This window comes from Enterobacter cloacae complex sp. IR5458, assembly GCF_049238025.1.
GTDB lineage: Bacteria > Pseudomonadota > Gammaproteobacteria > Enterobacterales > Enterobacteriaceae > Enterobacter > Enterobacter kobei.
Genome location: NZ_JBMKIF010000048.1, coordinates 1 through 19,971 on the forward strand (window position 1 = coordinate 1; position 19,971 = coordinate 19,971).

Annotated in this window: 18 protein-coding genes and 1 tRNA gene; 9 read left to right on the forward strand and 10 right to left on the reverse strand. The window is 45.5% G+C overall.

Annotation, left to right across the window (positions count from 1 at the left end; all coding sequences use genetic code 11):
• Positions 1–138: 138 nt before the first annotated feature.
• Positions 139–1,542, forward strand: coding sequence for an ISNCY family transposase (locus ACOTYN_RS23630; protein ID WP_058687697.1), 1,404 nt, complete (start codon positions 139–141; stop codon positions 1,540–1,542).
• A gap of 32 nt (positions 1,543–1,574) precedes the next feature.
• On the opposite strand, the gene arsH is transcribed toward ACOTYN_RS23630, so the two are convergent.
• Positions 1,575–2,279 (reverse strand): arsenical resistance protein ArsH, encoded by a 705-nt coding sequence (gene arsH / locus ACOTYN_RS23635; protein ID WP_000130816.1) that lies wholly within the window; start codon positions 2,277–2,279, stop codon positions 1,575–1,577.
• Positions 2,280–2,365: 86 nt separating this feature from the next.
• Here arsH and ACOTYN_RS23640 point away from each other — a divergent pair, with 86 nt between their 5' ends.
• Genes ACOTYN_RS23640 through arsC form a run of 3 tightly spaced genes read left to right on the forward strand, consistent with a single transcriptional unit; the run spans position 2,366 to position 4,459 of the window.
• On the forward strand, positions 2,366–2,686 hold the full coding sequence (locus tag ACOTYN_RS23640) for a transcriptional regulator (protein ID WP_000941305.1): 321 nt from the start codon (positions 2,366–2,368) through the stop codon (positions 2,684–2,686).
• Between the two features lie 45 nt (positions 2,687–2,731).
• Positions 2,732–4,021, forward strand: a complete 1,290-nt coding sequence (locus tag ACOTYN_RS23645; RefSeq protein WP_054628791.1) for an arsenic transporter — start codon at positions 2,732–2,734, stop codon at positions 4,019–4,021.
• 12 nt (positions 4,022–4,033) lie between these two features.
• Positions 4,034–4,459 carry a glutaredoxin-dependent arsenate reductase gene (gene arsC, locus ACOTYN_RS23650; protein WP_000065802.1) on the forward strand — a complete coding sequence of 142 codons (426 nt, stop codon included), beginning with the start codon at positions 4,034–4,036 and terminating at the stop codon, positions 4,457–4,459.
• 59 nt (positions 4,460–4,518) lie between these two features.
• Here arsC and ACOTYN_RS23655 read toward each other — a convergent pair whose 3' ends face one another.
• Together ACOTYN_RS23655 and ACOTYN_RS23660 are read right to left on the reverse strand one after the other, a co-directional pair.
• Complete coding sequence (locus ACOTYN_RS23655) at positions 4,519–5,346, reverse strand: universal stress protein (protein WP_001066652.1); 828 nt, start codon at positions 5,344–5,346, stop codon at positions 4,519–4,521.
• Positions 5,347–5,364: 18 nt separating this feature from the next.
• Positions 5,365–6,843 carry a SulP family inorganic anion transporter gene (locus tag ACOTYN_RS23660; RefSeq protein ID WP_054628790.1) on the reverse strand — a complete coding sequence of 493 codons (1,479 nt, stop codon included), beginning with the start codon at positions 6,841–6,843 and terminating at the stop codon, positions 5,365–5,367.
• Positions 6,844–7,332: 489 nt separating this feature from the next.
• On the opposite strand from ACOTYN_RS23660, the gene ACOTYN_RS23665 reads away from it, so the two are divergent.
• Positions 7,333–8,736: an ISNCY family transposase gene (locus ACOTYN_RS23665; RefSeq protein WP_008786701.1), complete on the forward strand. Its 1,404-nt coding sequence runs from the start codon at positions 7,333–7,335 to the stop codon at positions 8,734–8,736.
• A gap of 30 nt (positions 8,737–8,766) precedes the next feature.
• Here ACOTYN_RS23665 and ACOTYN_RS23670 read toward each other — a convergent pair whose 3' ends face one another.
• Both ACOTYN_RS23670 and ACOTYN_RS23675 read right to left on the reverse strand, forming a co-directional pair.
• Positions 8,767–9,684 (reverse strand): S-4TM family putative pore-forming effector, encoded by a 918-nt coding sequence (locus ACOTYN_RS23670; RefSeq protein WP_008786702.1) that lies wholly within the window; start codon positions 9,682–9,684, stop codon positions 8,767–8,769.
• A gap of 3 nt (positions 9,685–9,687) precedes the next feature.
• Positions 9,688–10,686, reverse strand: a complete 999-nt coding sequence (locus ACOTYN_RS23675) for a hypothetical protein (protein WP_008786703.1) — start codon at positions 10,684–10,686, stop codon at positions 9,688–9,690.
• 254 nt (positions 10,687–10,940) lie between these two features.
• Here ACOTYN_RS23675 and ACOTYN_RS23680 point away from each other — a divergent pair, with 254 nt between their 5' ends.
• From ACOTYN_RS23680 to ACOTYN_RS23695, 4 genes are read left to right on the forward strand one after another with little or no spacing between them, the layout of a single operon-like run.
• Positions 10,941–12,287 (forward strand): ISNCY family transposase, encoded by a 1,347-nt coding sequence (locus ACOTYN_RS23680; protein WP_080398136.1) that lies wholly within the window; start codon positions 10,941–10,943, stop codon positions 12,285–12,287.
• Positions 12,288–12,345: 58 nt separating this feature from the next.
• Positions 12,346–13,134: a tetratricopeptide repeat protein gene (locus tag ACOTYN_RS23685; protein WP_008786705.1), complete on the forward strand. Its 789-nt coding sequence runs from the start codon at positions 12,346–12,348 to the stop codon at positions 13,132–13,134.
• Positions 13,135–13,161: 27 nt separating this feature from the next.
• The gene (locus tag ACOTYN_RS23690; protein ID WP_020996173.1) at positions 13,162–13,857 is read left to right on the forward strand and encodes a hypothetical protein; all 696 of its coding nucleotides are present in this window, start codon (positions 13,162–13,164) and stop codon (positions 13,855–13,857) included.
• Positions 13,858–13,898: 41 nt separating this feature from the next.
• Positions 13,899–15,212: a hypothetical protein gene (locus ACOTYN_RS23695; RefSeq protein ID WP_008786706.1), complete on the forward strand. Its 1,314-nt coding sequence runs from the start codon at positions 13,899–13,901 to the stop codon at positions 15,210–15,212.
• A gap of 401 nt (positions 15,213–15,613) precedes the next feature.
• On the opposite strand, the gene ACOTYN_RS23700 is transcribed toward ACOTYN_RS23695, so the two are convergent.
• From ACOTYN_RS23700 to ACOTYN_RS23720, 5 genes are all read right to left on the reverse strand, one after another.
• Positions 15,614–16,432 (reverse strand): abortive infection family protein, encoded by an 819-nt coding sequence (locus ACOTYN_RS23700; RefSeq protein ID WP_332959358.1) that lies wholly within the window; start codon positions 16,430–16,432, stop codon positions 15,614–15,616.
• Between the two features lie 636 nt (positions 16,433–17,068).
• Positions 17,069–17,195: transfer RNA gene (locus tag ACOTYN_RS23705), tRNA-OTHER, on the reverse strand.
• Positions 17,181–18,011, reverse strand: a complete 831-nt coding sequence (locus ACOTYN_RS23710; RefSeq protein WP_008786708.1) for a hypothetical protein — start codon at positions 18,009–18,011, stop codon at positions 17,181–17,183. Before ACOTYN_RS23710 ends, ACOTYN_RS23705 begins: the two co-directional genes overlap by 15 nt.
• Positions 18,012–18,145: 134 nt before the next feature.
• Positions 18,146–18,784, reverse strand: coding sequence for a DUF2913 family protein (locus ACOTYN_RS23715; RefSeq protein WP_008786709.1), 639 nt, complete (start codon positions 18,782–18,784; stop codon positions 18,146–18,148).
• Positions 18,785–18,957: 173 nt separating this feature from the next.
• A complete protein-coding gene (locus tag ACOTYN_RS23720; protein WP_226856280.1) occupies positions 18,958–19,869 on the reverse strand; it encodes a VasL domain-containing protein in 912 nt (303 codons plus the stop codon).
• Positions 19,870–19,971 lie beyond the last annotated feature (102 nt).

Here is a 19,971-nt window from a genome sequence, read left to right on the forward strand (position 1 = left end):
ATCAAAGTGGTCATTTTAATTGAGCTGGATAACGGACATTTCAATTGAGCCTTGACAAACATGTGTAGTAGCAAAGTTGTAATGTCCGATAATGGCTAAGTTAAGATGTCCGGCGTGTATAATCAAGTAAGGATTACCATGACGGCTCTCGCAGCGGAGTTTTTCACTTTGGATGAAGTTAACAGACTCAAGATCATTCAGGACGTCATCGACCGGCGTCTGACAACACAGATGGCAGCTCAGCAGCTTGGTATCTCCGACCGTCAGTGCCGCCGTCTGCTTGCGCGTTATCGTGAAGATGGTCCGCTTGGCATGACCAGCCGCCGTCGTGGTAAATCCAGCAACAATCAGCTGCCTCTGGGACTGGCCGCATACGCGCTGAATATTATTCGCGAGCGCTACAACGATTTCGGTCCGACACTGGCCTGTGAAAAGCTGTCTGAGGTTCACGGTGTTCATCTTTCTAAAGAAACCGTCCGTAAACTGATGACTCAGGCCAGTCTTTGGGTCCCACGTAAGCAACGTGCGCCAAAAATTCAGCAGCCGCGTTTCCGCCGTGCCTGTGCCGGTGAACTCATACAAATCGACGGCTGCGACCACCACTGGTTTGAAAACCGGGGACCTAAGTGTACGGCGCTGGTTTACGTTGATGACGCAACCAGTCGTTTAATGCAGCTTCTTTTCGTGAAATCTGAGTCTACTTTCACCTATTTTGAAGCGACCCGGGGCTATATTGAAAAACATGGCAAGCCGCTGGCACTGTACAGCGACAAAGCCAGTGTATTCAGGATCAACAATAAAAACGCAACCGGCGGCGACGGCGATACCCAGTTTGGCCGTGCGATGCATGAACTGAACATTCAGACCATTTGTGCAGAAACCAGTGCTGCCAAAGGCCGCGTTGAACGGGCGCACCTAACGCTTCAGGACCGCCTGGTCAAGGAGCTCAGGCTCCAGGGTATCAGTTCCATGGAAGCTGCGAACGCATTTGCCGAAGAGTTCATGAACGATTACAACCGTCGTTTCGCAAAAGCGCCTCGCCAGGCGTTTGATGTTCATCGGGAACTGGATGTCGATGATGATCTTGATATGGTATTTAACTGGCGTGAAGCTCGTAAAGTGTCGAAATCACTCACAGTGCAGTACGACAAAGTCCTTTATCTGATTGAAGACAGCGAATTCAGTCGTCGGGCGATTGGTAAATACATCGATGTCTGGCATTACCCGGATGGACATAAAGAGCTCCGGCTTAATGGCGTGTCACTTCCCTACTCCACCTATGACAAGCTTTCTGAAATCGATCAGGGGGCCATTGTGGACAACAAACGTCTGGGGCGGGCCCTGGAAATGGCGCAGCTGGTCCAGGCCGAGCGGGATAATAACCGGTCGCAGTCCGTTCCATCCGGCGACGGTCCTTCACGCAGGCGTAAAGCCCCCACAACGAAGAAATCTCAGCGCTCCCTTGATCAGGACGATATGTTCAATGCCCTGGTGAAACTTCAGTCACGCTCTGAAGAGATATTTGGAAAGAAACCGATTTAAAGCCCGGTAATCCATCCGGGCATGCCTGGCTGTCAGATTTTGGCCTGATTGACCCGTGCCGCGAGCTCCTGATGACTCTCTTTCCTTTCGCTGTAGCGGTCGGACAGGTAGGCTGTGTGCCCTTTCAGGAGTAACGTCATTTTGAACAACTCTTCGGTAACGTCGACAATCCTGTCATACCAGGGTGAGGGTTTCATGCGCCCTTCATCATCAAATTCCTGCCATGCCTTTGGCACTGACGACTGATTGGGGATGGTGAACATCCGCATCCAGCGGCCAAGTATCCGCATCTGATTGACCGTGTTAAACGACTGTGAACCACCACAAACCTGCATGACGGCCAGCGTTTTACCCTGGGAAGGACGAACAGCACCTTCACTCAGGGGTATCCAGTCAATCTGGGCCTTCATCACCGAGCTCATGGCGCCATGTCTTTCCGGAGAACTCCAGACCATTCCGTCACACCACCTGACCAGCTCGCGGAGTTCAAGCACTTTGGGGTGACTTTCGGGCGCATCATCGGGTAACGGCAGACCGGATGGGTTAAATATTTTCACCTCAGCCCCCATCTTTGCCAGCAACCGCCCGGCCTCTTCCGCTGCAAAACGACTGTAGGACCGCTCTCGTACTGAACCGTACAGGATGAGAATTCGCGGCATGGTTTCGTTGTTGCCCGTAAGTTTGCTGGCAAGCGCATCATCAAAATAAGCCGGTTCGATTGCTGGTAAGTCGGTCATAAAAAATCTCCATTTCATAAGCTATGCTTTAAAAGTTATCACATATGAAATACCATATGTATTGTTATTTTTTTACGAGGTTAAGCATGCTACAGCCTGTTCAGCTTTTTAAACTGCTCGCCGACGAGACCCGTTCAACTATCGTGATGCTTCTCAGGGAGTCCGGTGAAATGTGCGTCTGTGACATCTGTGCGGCAACCGCAGAGTCTCAGCCAAAAATTTCTCGCCATATGGCCCTTTTACGTGAAGCCGAGCTGGTCATCGACCGTCGCGAAGGAAAATGGGTGCATTACCGACTGTCGCCACACATGCCAGCATGGGCTGCGGGTATTATTGATACAGCCTGGAACTGTGAACGAGAAAACATACGCAACAAGCTCAGTAGCGTGGCATCTGTCTCCTGCTGATGGCGATATATATATCCGAATAAACAAATGTGAATGGAGTTTCTGATGTTACTGGCTGGTGCTATCTTTTTATTCACGCTCGTCCTGGTTATCTGGCAACCCAGAGGGCTGGGGATTGGCTGGAGTGCCTCACTGGGCGCAATTCTGGCATTGCTGACTGGCGTCGTTCATCTGGGGGATATTCCGGTGGTCTGGCAGATAGTGTGGAATGCGACCGCCACCTTTATCGCCGTGATCATCATCAGTCTTCTGCTCGACGAATCCGGCTTCTTTGAATGGGCCGCGCTGCACGTTGCCCGTTGGGGGAATGGCCGGGGGCGGCTGCTCTTCACCTGGATCGTCCTGCTTGGTGCGATGGTTGCGGCACTGTTTGCCAACGACGGTGCGGCACTGATCCTGACACCTATCGTTATCGCGATGCTGCTGGCGCTGGGATTCAGCCGGGGGGCAACCTTAGCGTTTATCATGGCCGCAGGGTTTATCGCTGACACGGCAAGCCTGCCACTGATTGTCTCAAACCTGGTGAATATCGTCTCGGCGGATTTCTTTAAGCTTGGTTTCTCAGAATATGCCGCCGTGATGGTCCCGGTTAACCTGGCCGCGATTGCGGCTACGCTGGTGATGCTGCATCTGTTTTTCCGTAAGGACATTCCCGCCGTTTACGACGTTTCTCTGTTGAAAGAACCGAAAGACGCTATACGTGATATGAATACCTTTAAAACCGGCTGGCTGGTTCTGGTGTTGCTTCTGGTGGGATTCTTCGGACTGGAGCCGCTGGGCGTACCGGTCAGTTTGGTCGCAGCCGCTGGTGCATTGCTTCTGTTTGCTGTTGCGAAAAAAGGGCATGCCATTAACACCGGTAAGGTGCTGCGTGGTGCGCCCTGGCAAATCGTTATCTTCTCGCTGGGGATGTACCTGGTGGTCTACGGCTTACGAAATGCCGGTCTGACCCACTATCTCTCTTCCTTGCTGAATCAGCTGGCAGAGCAGGGATTGTGGGCGGCAACGCTGGGTACGGGCTTCCTGACGGCCTTCCTGTCATCAGTGATGAACAATATGCCGACCGTGCTGGTCGGGGCGCTGTCGATTGATGGCAGCACAGCGACCGGTGTTATCAAAGAAGCGATGATTTACGCCAACGTCATCGGCAGCGACCTGGGGCCAAAAATTACCCCTATCGGCAGTCTGGCAACGTTACTGTGGCTGCACGTTCTGTCGCAGAAAAATATCAAAATTACCTGGGGATATTACTTCCGGGTGGGCATTGTCATGACAATCCCCGTGCTGTTTGTCACGCTTGCAGCACTGGCGCTTCGTCTGTCTTTCACTTTGTAATGAGATACTGATATGAGCAACATTACCATTTATCACAACCCGGCCTGCGGCACGTCACGCAATACCCTTGAAATGATCCGCAACAGCGGTACAGAGCCGACCGTTATTCATTATCTTGAAACCCCACCATCACGAGCTGAGCTGGTAAAACTCATTGCGGATATGGGGATCACGGTACGAGCGCTGCTGCGTAAGAATGTCGAACCTTTTGAAGCGTTAGGGCTGGCGGAAGACCGCTTTACTGACGAGCAGTTAATCGATTTTATGTTGCAGCACCCTGTTCTGATCAATCGCCCTATCGTGGTAACGCCGCTGGGTACCCGGCTATGTCGCCCTTCTGAAGTCGTGCTGGATATTCTTCCCGATGCGCAGAAAAGCGCGTTCACGAAAGAGGACGGTGAGAAGGTAGTTGATGAAAAAGGTAACCGGCTGAACTAAACGTGTTCTTGTGACGAAGGGCGAGAGAACTCGCCCTTTTTTATTTAAGATAATCAGTGCTAACGGAGGATAAGAAGCGGTTGTTGCGTCTTTTGCAGCATTTCGGAGGTATGACTACCGATAAAGAACTGCCGCAACCTGGAATGACCGTAGGCCCCCATCACTATCAGATCGACAGCATTTTCCTCGGCGTAACGAATAAGCGCGTCCCCGACTGATTGCCCGGTAAGATGTGTTGTGCTGTTTTCTATATCCGCGTCACGTAAAATTTGCTGTGCGGTCAGCAGCTCTTCCTTCTTACCGTTTACCATGACAAGGTGGCACTCCAGCCCCCTGAGTAAGGGACTCATCGTCAGACGTTCCAGGTTACTCCTGCTTTCTTCACTGCCATCATAAGCCAGCATGACTCTGGAAGGCACTGAGTAGTTCTCCGGAACAACCAGTAGGGGTTTCTTTTGCAGACGAATAACGCTTTCCAGATGAGAGCCTACCGGATGCTGGCTACCCCGACGCCCCAGCACCATGAGACGAAGGTCGCTCAGCTCTGCCAGAACTTCATCCGGTGTACCGTGTTTTTGCATCAAAAGCACATCCGGGCTTCCCTGTTTTTGAAGCAGTTCAGCACAACTTTCCAGTATTGCTTTCCCCTGGGCCATCAGCAGGCGATTACGTTGCCCTTCAATTTCTACCAGCTCATCGGTCAGCAATTGCTGACTGTCTATGCCGAGAGTGCCGGTCAGGTCTGACACTACCGGGGTGCTGTCTTTTTCGATAACGTGCAACAGTGCTAGCTGTGATTGCAAAGTGCGGGCTGCCCACGCCGCATATTCACACACTGACCGCGTTGAAAGTGAACCGTCCACACAGGCTGTAACAGTATTATTCATAGTTTTCCCTCCAGTCTGTTAATGACCGCCCATCAGTTTTTCGACTTCTTCAGGTTTATCGTGAACACCAAACCGGTCAACGATGGTGCGGGTGGCTTCATTCATCCCACGTACTTCAACCCCGGCGCCCTCTCTGCGGAACTTAATGACCACCTTATCCAGGGCGCTGACGGACGTGATGTCCCAGAAATGGGCATGTGAAACGTCTATCACCACATTCTCAATCGCTTCACGGAAATCAAAGTGGCTCGTAAAGCGGTCTGCTGATGCAAAGAATACCTGGCCGGTGACGGTATACGTCCGGCTCGTCCCCTCCAGAACTGAGGTTACACGCATGAACCGGGATACTTTAGTGGCAAAATTGAGCGAAGCAATCAGTACACCGGTCAGCACACCGAAGGCCAGATTATGTGTTGCCACCACAACCGCGACGGTGGCAAGCATGACCACGCTGGTTGAAAGGGGGTGTGTCCGCAGGTTGGCAATGGAGCGCCAGGAGAATGTCCCGATGGAAACCATAATCATCACCGCGACCAGCGCTGCCATCGGAATTTGGGAGACCCAGTTGCGCAGGAACACAATCAGGCAAAGCAGCACCACGCCCGCCGTGAGGGTTGAAAGTCGTCCGCGTCCACCGGATTTTACGTTGATAACAGATTGCCCAATCATCGCGCAGCCTGCCATTCCTCCGATAAAGGATGTGCAGATGTTCGCGATGCCCTGAGCTTTGCACTCCCTGTTTTTGTCGCTTGGCGTGTCGGTCATGTCATCCACGATAGTGGCGGTCATCATCGACTCAAGCAGGCCAACCACCGCAAGCCCCGCAGAATATGGCAGGATGATGAGCAGCGTCTGAAGATTTAAAGGCACGTCCGGGAGCAGGAAGACCGGCAGACTGTCGGGAAGTTTCCCCATATCCCCGACGGTTCGCACATCCAGATGCAGCCACATGGCAATCCCAGTCAGCACCACGATGCACACAAGCGGTGAAGGAATGGTTTTGTTGATATAAGGGAAGAGATAGATGATCCCCAGCCCTGCCGCAGTCATGGCATAAACATGCCATGTCACATTGGTCAGCTCAGGCAACTGGGCCATAAAAATCAGTATTGCCAGTGCATTAACAAACCCCGTGACCACTGAGCGTGAAACAAAACGCATCAGCCCGCCAAGCTTCAGATATCCGGCTATCAGCTGGAATACCCCGGTCAGTATGGAGGCAGCCAGTAAATACTGTAAGCCATGATCTTTCACCAGCGTCACCATCAGGAGAGCCATTGCACCGGTGGAGGACGAAATCATCGCCGGACGTCCGCCAAAGAAGGCCATAACGAGAGGAATACAGAACGCCGAGTAGAGGCCCACCTGGGGATCAACACCGGCGATAATGGAAAAGGCGATCGCTTCTGGAATGAGTGCGAGCGCGACAACAATACCGGCCAGAACGTCACCACGGACGTTACCCAGCCAGTCCTTACGCGTCGAGGACAGCAACATAGTAATTTCTCAGTTTTTAGATACAGTCAGCCCTGGAGGGCTACATTTTTACGTACGGTAAAGCACATCCGCAGACGGGATGTTATTGAGTGCGTGCTGAGGCTTGCTCAGTACGACAGAGGAAGGAAAAACTCAGGGTGGCGTAATACGCATAGCGGTTGTCAGATTCTCCATAGCGGATGTGTATATATTGTCGGCTCTGTTGTCAGGAAGAACTTACAGAACACGTCGCGTTTGAACATGAAACACTTCAAAGCAGCCCAATACTACAAATAAAGCGAATACGGGGTCAACCCAACAAGGTACTCAAACGAAGAGGTTAAGATGCGATTTTTATCCAGGAATTCAATATTATCAAAGGACATTTGAACTTTGCCCCACCCCGGACATCTCTACTTAGCTTTGACAAACATGTGTAACAGCAAAGTTGTAATGTCCGCCTTGGGCTAAGTTAAGATGTCCGGCGTGTATAATCAAGTAAGGATTACCATGACGGCTCTCGCAGCGGAGTTTTTCACTTTGGATGAAGTTAACCGACTCAAGATTATTCAGGAAGTCATCGACCGGCGTCTGACAACACAGGTGGCAGCTCAGCGGCTTGGGATATCCGACCGTCAGTGCCGCCGTCTTCTTGCTCGTTATCGTGAAGATGGTCCACTTGGAATGACCAGCCGTCGCCGTGGTAAAGCAAGCAACCATCAGTTGCCTCAGGGACTGGCTGCTTACGCGCTCAATATTATTCGAGAACGCTATAACGATTTCGGCCCGACGCTGGCCTGTGAAAAGCTGTCTGAGATTCATGGCGTACATCTTTCCAAAGAAACTGTGCGTAAGCTGATGACTCAGGCCAGTCTGTGGGTCCCACGTAAGCAACGTGCGCCAAAAATTCAGCAGCCTCGTTACCGTCGTGCCTGTGCCGGTGAACTCATACAAATCGACGGCTGTGATCATCACTGGTTTGAAAACCGGGGACCTAAGTGTACGGCACTGGTTTACGTAGACGATGCAACCAGTCGCTTAATGCAGCTTCGTTTCGTGAAATCTGAGTCTACTTTCACCTACTTTGAAGCGACACGTGGTTATATCGAAAAACATGGTAAACCGCTGGCACTGTACAGCGACAAAGCCAGTGTATTCAGGATCAACAATAAAAATGCAACCGGCGGCGACGGCGATACCCAGTTTGGCCGTGCGATGCACGAACTGAACATTCAGACCATCTGTGCAGAAACCAGCGCAGCAAAAGGTCGTGTTGAGCGGGCGCATCAGACCCTTCAGGACAGACTGGTCAAGGAACTCAGGCTTCAGGACATCAGCACCATGGAAGCTGCAAACGCATTTGCCGAAGAGTTCATGAACGATTACAACCGACGTTTCTCAAAAGCGCCTCGCCAGGAGTTCGATGTTCACCGGGAACTGGATGTCGATGATGATCTTGATATGGTGTTTACTTGGCGTGAAGCCCGCCGCGTGTCGAAATCACTCACGGTGCAGTACGACAAAGTGCTTTATCTCATTGAAGACAGCGAATTCAGTCGTCGGGCAATTGGTAAATATATTGATGTTTGGCATTACCCTGACGGACATAAAGAGCTCCGGCTTAATGGCATATCACTTCCCTACTCTACCTATGACAAACTATCTGAAATCGATCAGGGTGCCATTGTGGACAATAAACGTCTTGGCCGTGCGCTGGAAATGGCGCAACTGGTGCAGGCCGAACGGGATAATAACCGGTCACAATCAGTGCCATCCGGTGACGGCCCTTCACGCAGGCGCAAAGCCCCCACGACGAAAAAATCCCAGCGTTCTTTGGATCAGGACGATATGTTCAATGCGCTTGTAAAACTTCAGTCACGATCTGAAGAAATATTTGGTAAGAAACAGATATGAAAACCCGGAGGATAACTCCGGGTATATTAACTATCGGGGTAAAATTTTCAAGTTCTCTTCAAAATAATCATCATAAATAGCCTCATTATTCTTCCGCATGAATCTGTGGAGACAATTGGGCACAGGATTCGAGGTCGATCGATGGGCATAAACCTCATCCTGAATCGATCTTAAATCATGAGATAAGATGTCATCGTTTATAATGCCACTTATCTTTATATTCTGTATTTTTTTCTCAATAAAATCTTTAACACGCATAATTCGATTAATAGATTTGTTGTTTTCAACGTATAACATTATCACATGTCTAAAAAACGGGAGCATGAAAACAATATAAAACAAAAAATCTTCCAGCGAGGATTTAGACCATAAACCATATGCAAGAAGTACCAAAAAGGAAAGTAACATAGTGATAAAATATATTTTACTCATTACATCGCGCTGTGCCTTATCCCAGCCAAAATTTTTCGCATGACATAATAATGCCAATATGTTTTCATTAGCATGATAATCTTTATTTAGATACCAGTTAATAAACTCATCATTTTTGTTTCTTTTTTTGTAATACCTTGAAGCCTTAAAGACATTTTCTCTGCCAACCGGCTTCCCTACTTTTAATTCACTCCATGGAATGTGTAAGACATCACAGTCAAACATTTCCTGAATTGTGGCTGCACATTTTTTCATTGAGGAAATCATTGTGGAAAAAATAATTGTGATGACCAACACGATTATACCGTAATAACCGAGATAAGGAGCTATAGTCAAATGAGGGAATAGCCCCATTTTCTTTATCACTGTAGTAAATATTACAATAGCGACAGATATTACGACACTAAGAAAAAACACTACCCAGTTAACAAATTTAACCTGTGAGTAAGTCCGCCTCATTGCCATTAGTAACTCAATGTTTTTACTATCATTTTGGCGCAAAAATATTTGACTCATTTTTCATCCGTATGATGGGAAGTTGACACCAAAAACATCCTGCCATTTGTTAATGGACGCTCTGTGGTTATTTTGACTTTCGTAATTACGGGCTTCCGTTGCTTTTCCTTGGTCAAGATAACAGCGGATAGATATCTTTAATTTATCATCATAACTAAGGTTGTTTATGTTTCCTTGTATGCCTTTGTGATCGTATACCGGACTAAATATAGCAGAGGCTAAGTAACCTAAAACATTGACAATCTCTAAATCGACCCATTGATAACATTCTGATCGACCGTTGAAGTAGTTAAGTAGCATTGTCTCTAACAAGTAACTACTCATTGAAGGCATGGTGGGACGTTTTTGCCAATATTTTATTACACGAATGACATTTAACATGTTTCCTGAGAGTTTAACATTAAGATCAGTAACTTTTTGCTTGTCAATTCGTGGATCTGTCTTCTTCCAATGACCATTCCCATCTGGTATTAAATAATATGTCTTGCCAAATGAATCTGGAGTAGTAATGAATGCAGGAACTATATCAAAATTCCAGTCATAGGATTTTAGCTTCAGAGTAGCTGCTTCCTGATTTCTTTTTACATCAGCCTTATCATACTGCGGAATTTGATTTAGGCTTGAGATAAAACTGTTTATTATTTTTCTAGAGTTAATAAAATTTGTGCCATCATGCTTATAGTATTTTAAACGAACGGTTCCTTCACGCGCAGTGATTATTATTTTTCCATCACTCTCGCTGTATACACAATCATCACCATCGAGACCAAACATAAGATCTATATCATCTAAAGGGCGAATTTTTGTGCGTCTAGCAAAGGAACCAAAACCTGTATGTATATCAGGGTATATTATGGGGAAATAAACATCATTATTTGGAAAAGTGTTCATTCTGCCCAATAACCAATCTCTACTGGCTCTGGCTCGATCAGTCTGAGAGCTATCTAGATTTACAATATTGCGCTGAAACTCGTTAAACGCAGCAGTCACCGTAAGAGCCATAGCATCCCTCTTCTAACAGCTAAAAGCTAATTTTACCATTAGGTTATAGGCTGTCTCCACATGAATTTACTTCTGCAATCTACTGAGTATTGGAGGACATTTGAACTTTGCCCTGCCCCGGACATCTTAACTTAGCCTTGACAAACATGTGTTAGGACCATTTAGTAATGTCACTTTTTATCCAGATAGAAACGTCACCTTAGAGTAAGCTAAACTGAATGCAATTCTAAGGGACTCAACGGATGTTGGTCACCATGTCAGATAAAGAGATCCACCGTTTGCCGGTAATACAGGCAGTTTGCGAAAAGCGTCTACGGCGTCGCGATGCAGCTTCACAGCTTGGCATCTCGGAACGTCAGGCGCAACGGCTTATCAATCGTTACCGGGTTTCTGGTGCTGAAGGACTTGTCAGCCGTAAACGCGGCCAGCCAAGCAACCGCCGGTTGACCGAATCGCTTAAACTACGCGTCCTCAAACTGATACGTGAAAACTACAGTGACTTTGGACCCACGCTGGCCGCTGAAAAACTCAGGGAACGCCATGATATCCGGCTTTCAATCGAGACCGTCCGCAACTGGATGACGTCTGACGGACTCTGGGTCCCGCATGCTCGTCGCAAGTCACGGGTTTATCAGCCCCGACATCGTCGTGATTGTCTCGGAGAGCTTGTCCAGATAGACGGCTCCCATCATGACTGGTTTGAAGGTCGTGCGCCGAAATGCTGCCTGCTTGTATTTATAGATGACGCTACTGGCCGCCTGATGCATTTGCGGTTCAGCGAGTCAGAAACAGCCTTTGATTACATGCTGGCAACCTGGGAATACATTGAGCAGCATGGGAAGCCGGTATCGCTGTACAGTGACAAACACGCAATATTTCGTGTCAGCGGTCCGGAGAACCGCAATACCACCGTTACCCAGTTCGGACGTGTGCTTTATGACATGGCAATTGAGCTCATTTGTGCCAACAGCTCGGAAGCTAAAGGCCGCGTGGAACGTGCTAATCAGACACTTCAGGATCGACTGATCAAGGAAATGCGCCTTGAAGGCATTACCGGCATTGAAGCCGCAAATGCCTGGCTTTCGAATTTCATCGAAGACTTCAACCGTCGTTTTTCGCGTCCGCCAAAGTTCCCCAAAGATTTGCATCGTCCGGTACAGGAAAGCCCCGATGAGTTAAGAGACATCTTTGCCTGGCATGATGTCCGTACCGTGTCGAAATCACTGACATTCCAGTACGATAAGATCCTTTATCTCATGGACCCAACAGAAGAAAATAGCCGTCTTGCCGGTGAAAAAATTAAAGTACTGGATTATCCCGATGGCACCCTCGCCTTCCACTATGGACACCGGATCCTCAAGTGCCAGGCATTTGATAAGCTGGCCTGTGTCGACCAGGGGCAGATTGTCGATAACAAACGTCTCGGGACTGTACTCAGACTGGCTCAGGTAAAACAGGATGAGCGGGAAAGCGAAGGCAAACGGGAACGAAGCAAAAAATCGCCCAGCCGTAAGGCTCAGGTGCGCGTCCAGGAACAGCTCCGGGCTATCAATCCCGTTCTGGCAGACCCGAGCTTGTTTGTGGCAAGTTCAAAGCGGTAGAATCGACCATCAGTGCTACAAAGTACCGGAACAGTGAGCACCCAAAAGGATACTTGAGATGATTAAATTCCCGACTAAAAAGCGCATTGATTTGTATAAAAATGCTGTCAGTTCTGAGCAATTACAGCTGGATCTGGCTGCGGCTCAGGAGTTTATGTTCGATGCCTGGGAAACTGATGACCTGGACGTTGTGCTGAAACTCATCAGAAAAGCTATCAAGAAATCCCCGCTCTGTGCTGACGCATACTCATTCTACTGCGAGATATCTCAAGAACCTCCTGAGTCAAAAATCGTTAATCTGGAGACGGCTTTGTACGCAGCCAGCATTGCTCTGGGCGAGGATTTTCAGGAATTCGCAGGCCGTTTCTGGAGATGTGTCGAAACACGCCCATATATGAGAGCAAAAGCTGCTTTGGCTGATGCCTTGTGGGTGTCAGGTAACTTCCACCCGGCCATGGCTCACTGTCGCGAAATGCTTAAGCTCAACCCAAACGATAACCAGGGGATTCGTCATTTATTAGCGAACTATTACCTTGAGCTTGAAATGGTGGATGATCTGGCCTTCCTTTTAGACGATTATCCTAGGGATATGCGACCGTTCTTTCAGTATACACGCGCCCTACTCGCCTACCGACAGTCATCCCAAGATGCTGATGATATCGCTAAAGCTGCAATTGATTCTAATAGACACATCCCGGGGTTGTTATCGAAGTGCAGATTGCAGCCCAAATCTAACAGTGGATTTATCACGTTAGGTGGAATGGATGAAGCCATTTATTACGTGAATAATAATATAAAGCCTTGGATTCGCACTCCTGGTGCAATTGAGTGGATAGTTGGATATTAACAACTGGAGCGAAAGAGGGCGTTGCTAATGACAGAGTTGGAGGTGTCGCTAAATCGGATTTATCAAAGTTTTTGGATAATGGAAGGCCTCATTGAAGAAACCGAATCCCTAATCAATAAATCCTTGCGCGACTTCGAAAAATCAGGCCCGAGAATATGCTCTTACGACCACGACTTTGGTAGTGATGAGTATTATAAATTTCGAGGTTTTGCAAGTTATAATTTTGACGAGGTTGTTGAAAATTACGCTACCTTAATGCCAAGCAGGCTTAGAGCCTCAGCATTTTTAACAATGTTTGGAATGTTTGAGTGTAATATTGAATCACTCACACAAGCGATTTTAAAATTCAACGATCAAATTTGGAGAGTTTCGGATTTTAACCAAAAGGGCTTAGAACGTTGTAACTTAATTTTAAAAAAGTTACTTCCCATCACTCATTCAGAATCAAGAAACTTGATATCTTGTATTGTTAAATTAAGAAACCTATGTGCACATAACAATCGGTATGTAAGTGATCATATTTTAAAGGATGGGAACATAAAACGGTTAATTTCAGAAAGCGGATGTATTGATACAAAAAGGTTAAATGGAGAGCATGAGTTGATTTTTAAGAGAAGCTCGCTTCACTTTATTTTAGAATGTTTCATAAACTTTCATAATGAAGTAATTAATTCTTTGAATGGCCCCGGATTTATAATGAACTATAAATTCAGACAGCTTTAAAAAATTAATTTTTAAATGGATATGCTATAAAAGGTTAGATTATGAATAATAAATTCAACCGTGCAATTGAGCACTTGATTAAATCAACTTCCTCAGAAGAGGTCATCAATGCAATTCAGGCAGTGGAAGATCTTTTTAGTTTAGCATGGCTGAGTAAACAAGAAGGACATAGACTACAAAAGTTATGGGCCAGGCGGGATGTCCTGTCCACATCTGAATTATACTCTTTAGGGAAATCTATAATTAATTTGAGTGTTAACAATAAGAAATGGCTTGATGGAACTGCTAAAGAGATAAAGAAGGATACTGATAGTTCACATGGTTTGCTTACCGAAATGATAATAATCGGGTCTTTGTCAACAAGCAACGGGACAGTTTCCCCTTGTCCTAAATCATTTAAAATATACGATTATACAGTTGATTTTGAAACTGGATTTAGACATAAGGTCTCTATAAAAAATTATGACATAACCAAACATGAAAAAGACTTCAATACAAGAAGTGAAGTAATTCGGTCCACGTTCAAAAATCATCTTAAAGCTAGGAGGTTGTCTGGAAGATTAACGATTCTACTAGAGCATGATATCCTAACAGATGAACTTACAAGAGAAATATGCTTTTTCATTGCATTTCAAATGAAAGATTATGGTTTTTACCCATTTAGTAATGGAAGCGGAGGTATTGGATTCCATGAAATAACTGAGTTTGATAAGAACAGACTAGTTAGTCCTTCCGATACAATACTTATCATTGCAAAGCACCACTTCAATGAACAGAGGAATATCATCGATAAAATAGATGAAGCAAATGACAAACTCTTATCTGACCCAGACGACTCAAAATCATTAAAACAATTAGTAATTCGGTTGGGTTCGACAGCTAACATAGAAATGATCAATGACCACTTGACCAACTTAGGGGCTGATTGGGAGAGATGTGGGTTTGACATGTACTTTCTGTTTCAACCTCAGGTTGTATCCGATATTGAAAAAAATAGCACAATGATCACGACATCAATTAAGAGTGGGGTCAAAGGTTTTTTTCCTTCAACCTCAGATATTAAAAATAAGCTTGAAAATATGAAATGTCTAAAAATGGAATTTGGCATTGGTGCAATAAGCTCTGAAAGTTCACCCATGATTCTAATGATTAATGATACTCAAACAAATGTTTCGATACAATCACACTATGTATTTCAGAAAGGTGATGTATATCTCCGGGCAGAAAAAAAAGGAAGCGGTTATGAAGGCAGTCTAGCTAAGATGGCTCCAGGTATTATCACACATGCTGTATTTGATAATATGACAATATCTCCAATTTGTTACTCACAAGATGATAGAGTATTAATCATATAAACGAATGTTATGTAACAACAAAAATTAATACTTATTGACAGCGATTTGTGAATAGACGACTTCCAATCTTTAGCAAAGTGCCACTTCTATCTTGCAAATATAGGTGACACTTTAAAACCGCATTGACATATTGATTTATAAGGGTAAGTTGCTCATTTTTACATGAAATACGCACTAATGAATGCGTTTTGAGTGATTGCAGGAAGGCACCTAAAACCTAATAAAATAGCCCAGCCATAAGGCTCAGGCACACGTCCAGAACATAAATCCCGGTCGCAGACCCTGGTTTGTTTGAGGCAAGTTCAAAGCGGTAGAATCGACCATCAGTGCTACAAAGAACTGGGTACACTAAAATTTAAGAGCAATGAATCCGGCCATTGTTAATCTAAGTGCCAGTATGATTAAAATTTACTCGCATGGATAACATCCATTATAAATACAACTAAAGTATGAGATGCATTAACTGCGAGTCTAGCTTCGGCAACTACTATCTGCGGAGGATTTTGACCACGCCCATGAGCACTCCCTATATGTGACCGGAATGCGCCAATACCGTCGATTAGTGATGAAATTCCTTTTAAAATTTTGTGCTGGTCACCCGCTAAAGTGGGATCGGAATTAAGGTCCAAGTCTGGCTGTACGACAGACCAAAGTGGTGCAACATTCAATTTTTGTGGCATAGGTAAATTGAATTTTTTTATGTAGCATTTTAATGCAGATTCAATTATAGCGCATGCGGCAGTGACTGATGCATGTGGATCGGTTTGAATATTCTCCACTGCACGAAGAAACTCATTTTCAATGGATGAATAGTCACCAGACTTTAGATAATCCTCTAACGTCTTAGAAATCGGAGTAGACCCAGACTTAGTTATAAATCCATTGAGTCTGTAGACTAATTGGTTCTTGGATAAAGCATCAATTATTCTTTTTTGTCCACTTTCGACTGTAGACCCAGCTCCTGCCCTAGAGAATGAATTTGGAGGTAAATCCATATATTTTTGGATAATTATCCCCAGTACTGAAATTGCATCTACTGAGTCATCTTCATTGCAAGCTTTAAGCCAATTGCTGCATTTTGTTTCACAGTTTCCTAGAGGCACCTCACCAGGTGCGCCCGATTCCATAAACAGTGAATTTAAAGTTGAATGGCTAAAATAATGCTCACCCAGTACTGAAGACACCGCGCCAATTACATTGTTAGGTATTTTATTATTCATTCTTTCCTACGGGATTATTCTATTGTTAATTTCAATTAATTATTATAACCGAAAAATGAGGTACGATAAATGCCTGGTTTTTTACATAACCACATTGGCAAGCTGTTCCTGATAATTAATGCTCTGGACAAGTCCGATTGTCAGGTGGGGTTTGAGTACCTGGGCAGTCATATGACCGCCCAGGATTTGTTTAGAGATAGCCGAGGTACTTCGTAACAAGAGTCAAAAGACCAGTAATGGACACAATGACCGCCGCTACATCCACTTTTATCTCAATTTTCAGATCGATATTCATCGCTTATGCTCTGATATGATCTGGGGCCCCAGACACGTAATATCTGGCGTATTTATACTGCCGCAGCCTTGGACAGTTCGTGGTTTACATAACCGGTATTGTTCCCACGTTCCGAGTTTCCTGAAACGCTCTTTAACCCTCACCATCAGCCCTGCCAATGATAAGTTTGCCCACAGGGCAGTCTCCGAACGTCTTTTCGACCCATCAGCAACTTATGCCTAAGTCACCGGAGGCGTGCGAGCCACACATTGAACATTACAGATCTATTAGCAGCTTGTCACCGGGTGAAGATGTAAAGGTTTTGTATTAGTTCGAAGAAGAGGTTTTGATCATGAAAAGATTGGTGGCTGGCGAGGACTCGAACCTCACATCCCCTTCCAATAGATTCAGTACCTAAACCTATTGGAAGGCCCTTCAAAATTGCTTATGAAGGGACCCAGGGAGCTCTACCAACTAAGCTAACCAGCCATTAAATGCATTCCGGATTCTATCAACCTCATCTTTATCTTGCAAGTAATTGTTGATTAATGTCTTTGTGATTGCATTGTCTTTACGAGGACCAGTAAGGTGTTTATATTTTATGCAAAGTGATTTTGCGATTTTTTCAATGTCCAACATTTTTTGGCAGATATGGTGGGCGACCTGTTGGCATACCTGAGAATACAGAATTACATCACGTATTGTTAATTCAGCTTCTTTATTAACTTCATGCTTGTATTTTTTACGCATTTTAATTAAGTCAGATTCTGAAAACATTTCTTCCCAAAGATTAGTGTTTTCTCGGCTATGTGCGTTAATATTACGAACAAGTCTAAAGTAATCCAATAATTTTAAATCAAGTTCATCTATGTAAATTGACAACTCATTATGGTTTAATTTAGGATGCGTAATCTTACCATTTATTTTGTTCACATGAGCATGGTGAATTGCTCTACGTAGTATGTCTACATTATCAATATTGAATGACCGTTCATCACTATATATTTTTTTTGACAAGGAAATGTAGTCTTTCAAAAATGATTCTAGGCAGCTATATATAAATGCAATGTGACTTTGTGTTACGTAGAGAGATGTTTTGTAAATCTCTAAATGTGCAACTTTTAGTTTTGCATTTTTATGCTTTTTAGTTACGTCTTCAATTCGATTAATGTTAATGCGGCCAGATTCATCTTTGCAAAGGAGTTCCTTTACTGCTACATCAATCAGAATTAAATGTGGGTTTACTGTCCCTAAAAGTTTTCTGAATTTTGTCTCAATAGATCGTGGCTGCATATCTTCTGTCATAGGTAACGCCTCCTGTGTTGAGATTGATTTTATAAAATACACGGCAAAGATTAACTATCACTTTGATAGTCAGAGACCGTTTAAGCGAGTTGTGGGCTAAAGATAAATTATTAATGGTCTGAATCCTCAGGCCATTAATATTCAACGATATCTTGCTTCACGGAACTTAAATCAATCTCTGGCTGTAAAATCAGGACAGTATAACCCATACTCACAGGCAATTTCTCAGTTTTGAGCCCGCACTGCTCCAATAATGGAAATATCCCGTCTGGAACGCCAGTTACACGCACCTCAAGTGGCAATATAAGATTTCCTGATTCTGTAAATGAGCTATGGAGTTGAGATTTCTGTGTATACACAGCCGATACATCTGTACCGCATTTCCAACCATCCTGCCACTCGGTATCGGATAATAGGTGATCCTGCCAGCCCATTGAACGTAGCGTGTCAATCATGCAGGTGAATCTAAACAGCGTGCTCTGATTGGCTAACTCACCAGAGCTTGCCAGCCAGATATACTCCACCTTGCTGTAAAGCCGTGCTGATGGCCCTTTCAGTTTCCCTTGTTCCTGTAACCAGATTATGTCAGGCGCCAGAGATTTAGGAAAAACCTTGCGTTTCTGAGCTGTTGAAAGCCACTGCATTATGAACATGTGTGTTTGAAGAGACGTGAGAGATCTTCCCTCTTTCCGTGCAAGCTTTACCGCTACGATGATGCACCAGGCGAGATGAGCTAGTTCAGTATCAGGGCGCTTAGTAGTTAGCTCAGTCAATACTTTCTCCACGACTGTTAAGGAAAATTTTAAGGCCGGAGATTATCATGAAATTGGTTGTTGGCGAACCGGCGAAATGAGGTCAAGTTTCGAGTTTCGAAGTAGGTAGGGATGAGGTGTATGAAGCCAAACCGGCGCGTCTTCATCATTACCTGGTATGTCTAACCCAAAATCTATTTTTGGTTGTTTGACGTGGCCATGATGTAGGAGTTATTCAGTTGCCTGAGCTGTAGATCTGCCCGGTTGAGCAGGTCTCGGGACAGCGGTTGATCCTGCGGGGAATTTTGCAGTTGCCGGATTAATTCTTCAACTGGCACGCTTTCGTTTAAGGACTTTGATATAGAGAACACAGCCGTTTTAAGCTCACTAACGGTCAGGTATTTGCCCTTCTTCTCATCGAGTTGATTAAGTCTGTCCTGAAGCGTCTGAAGCTCAGATACTCCCCTGTACCAACCTGAGATGGTGGCATTGGGCAAACTGTTGGCTTGCAGCTTTGATCGCCAGTCCGCCGACAACTCCTCTGCAAATTTGGCGTTAGGGTAAAGATGGCGAGTTTGTTCTACCAACTGATTACCGTATTGCAATGGCCAATACGGTGAAAGAGTGCTCAGTTCGTTCAGACGGGAAGTTAATTGTTTGGCGTAGGTATCACTGGATTCAAGCCACGTCGGAGCGTCCTGGCGTAGCTGATCGACAGCCGGAAGAGGCATGCTGGTCGGTAAAGCTGCGAGAGAGTTGTTCAACGCATCTTCTCCGGGGTGGCTGAATACTATTGGCGTGAAAATATAGGTGACTATGCCCAGTACGGCAGCTGTTAAAATACCGCCGAAATAAGCCACTAATGGAGTGACCCTTGAGGCTGATTTTCTGATTACTTCAACTTCAACTGCTGGTTCAGAATTCACCACATATACCCAGCGCTGACTATTCTGCCTTTCTGCCTTAACCGGTAGTGCTACGTCAGTTAGATTGCTATCCGTCTGGCTTGACGTGACATCACTATTTTCCAGCCTGATAATTGTGTTTTGCAGCATCTGACGAAGCGGCTCAAAACCACTTGCTCTGTGCAGTTCGAGCCGTTGCAAGGCTTCACCAGTTGAGCTCAAAAGCCTTATTCCCTGGTTCAGGCCTAAATAGCTGCGCGGAATAGTAGATCACTGAAAGGGAACTCAGCCCGGATTGCGCGA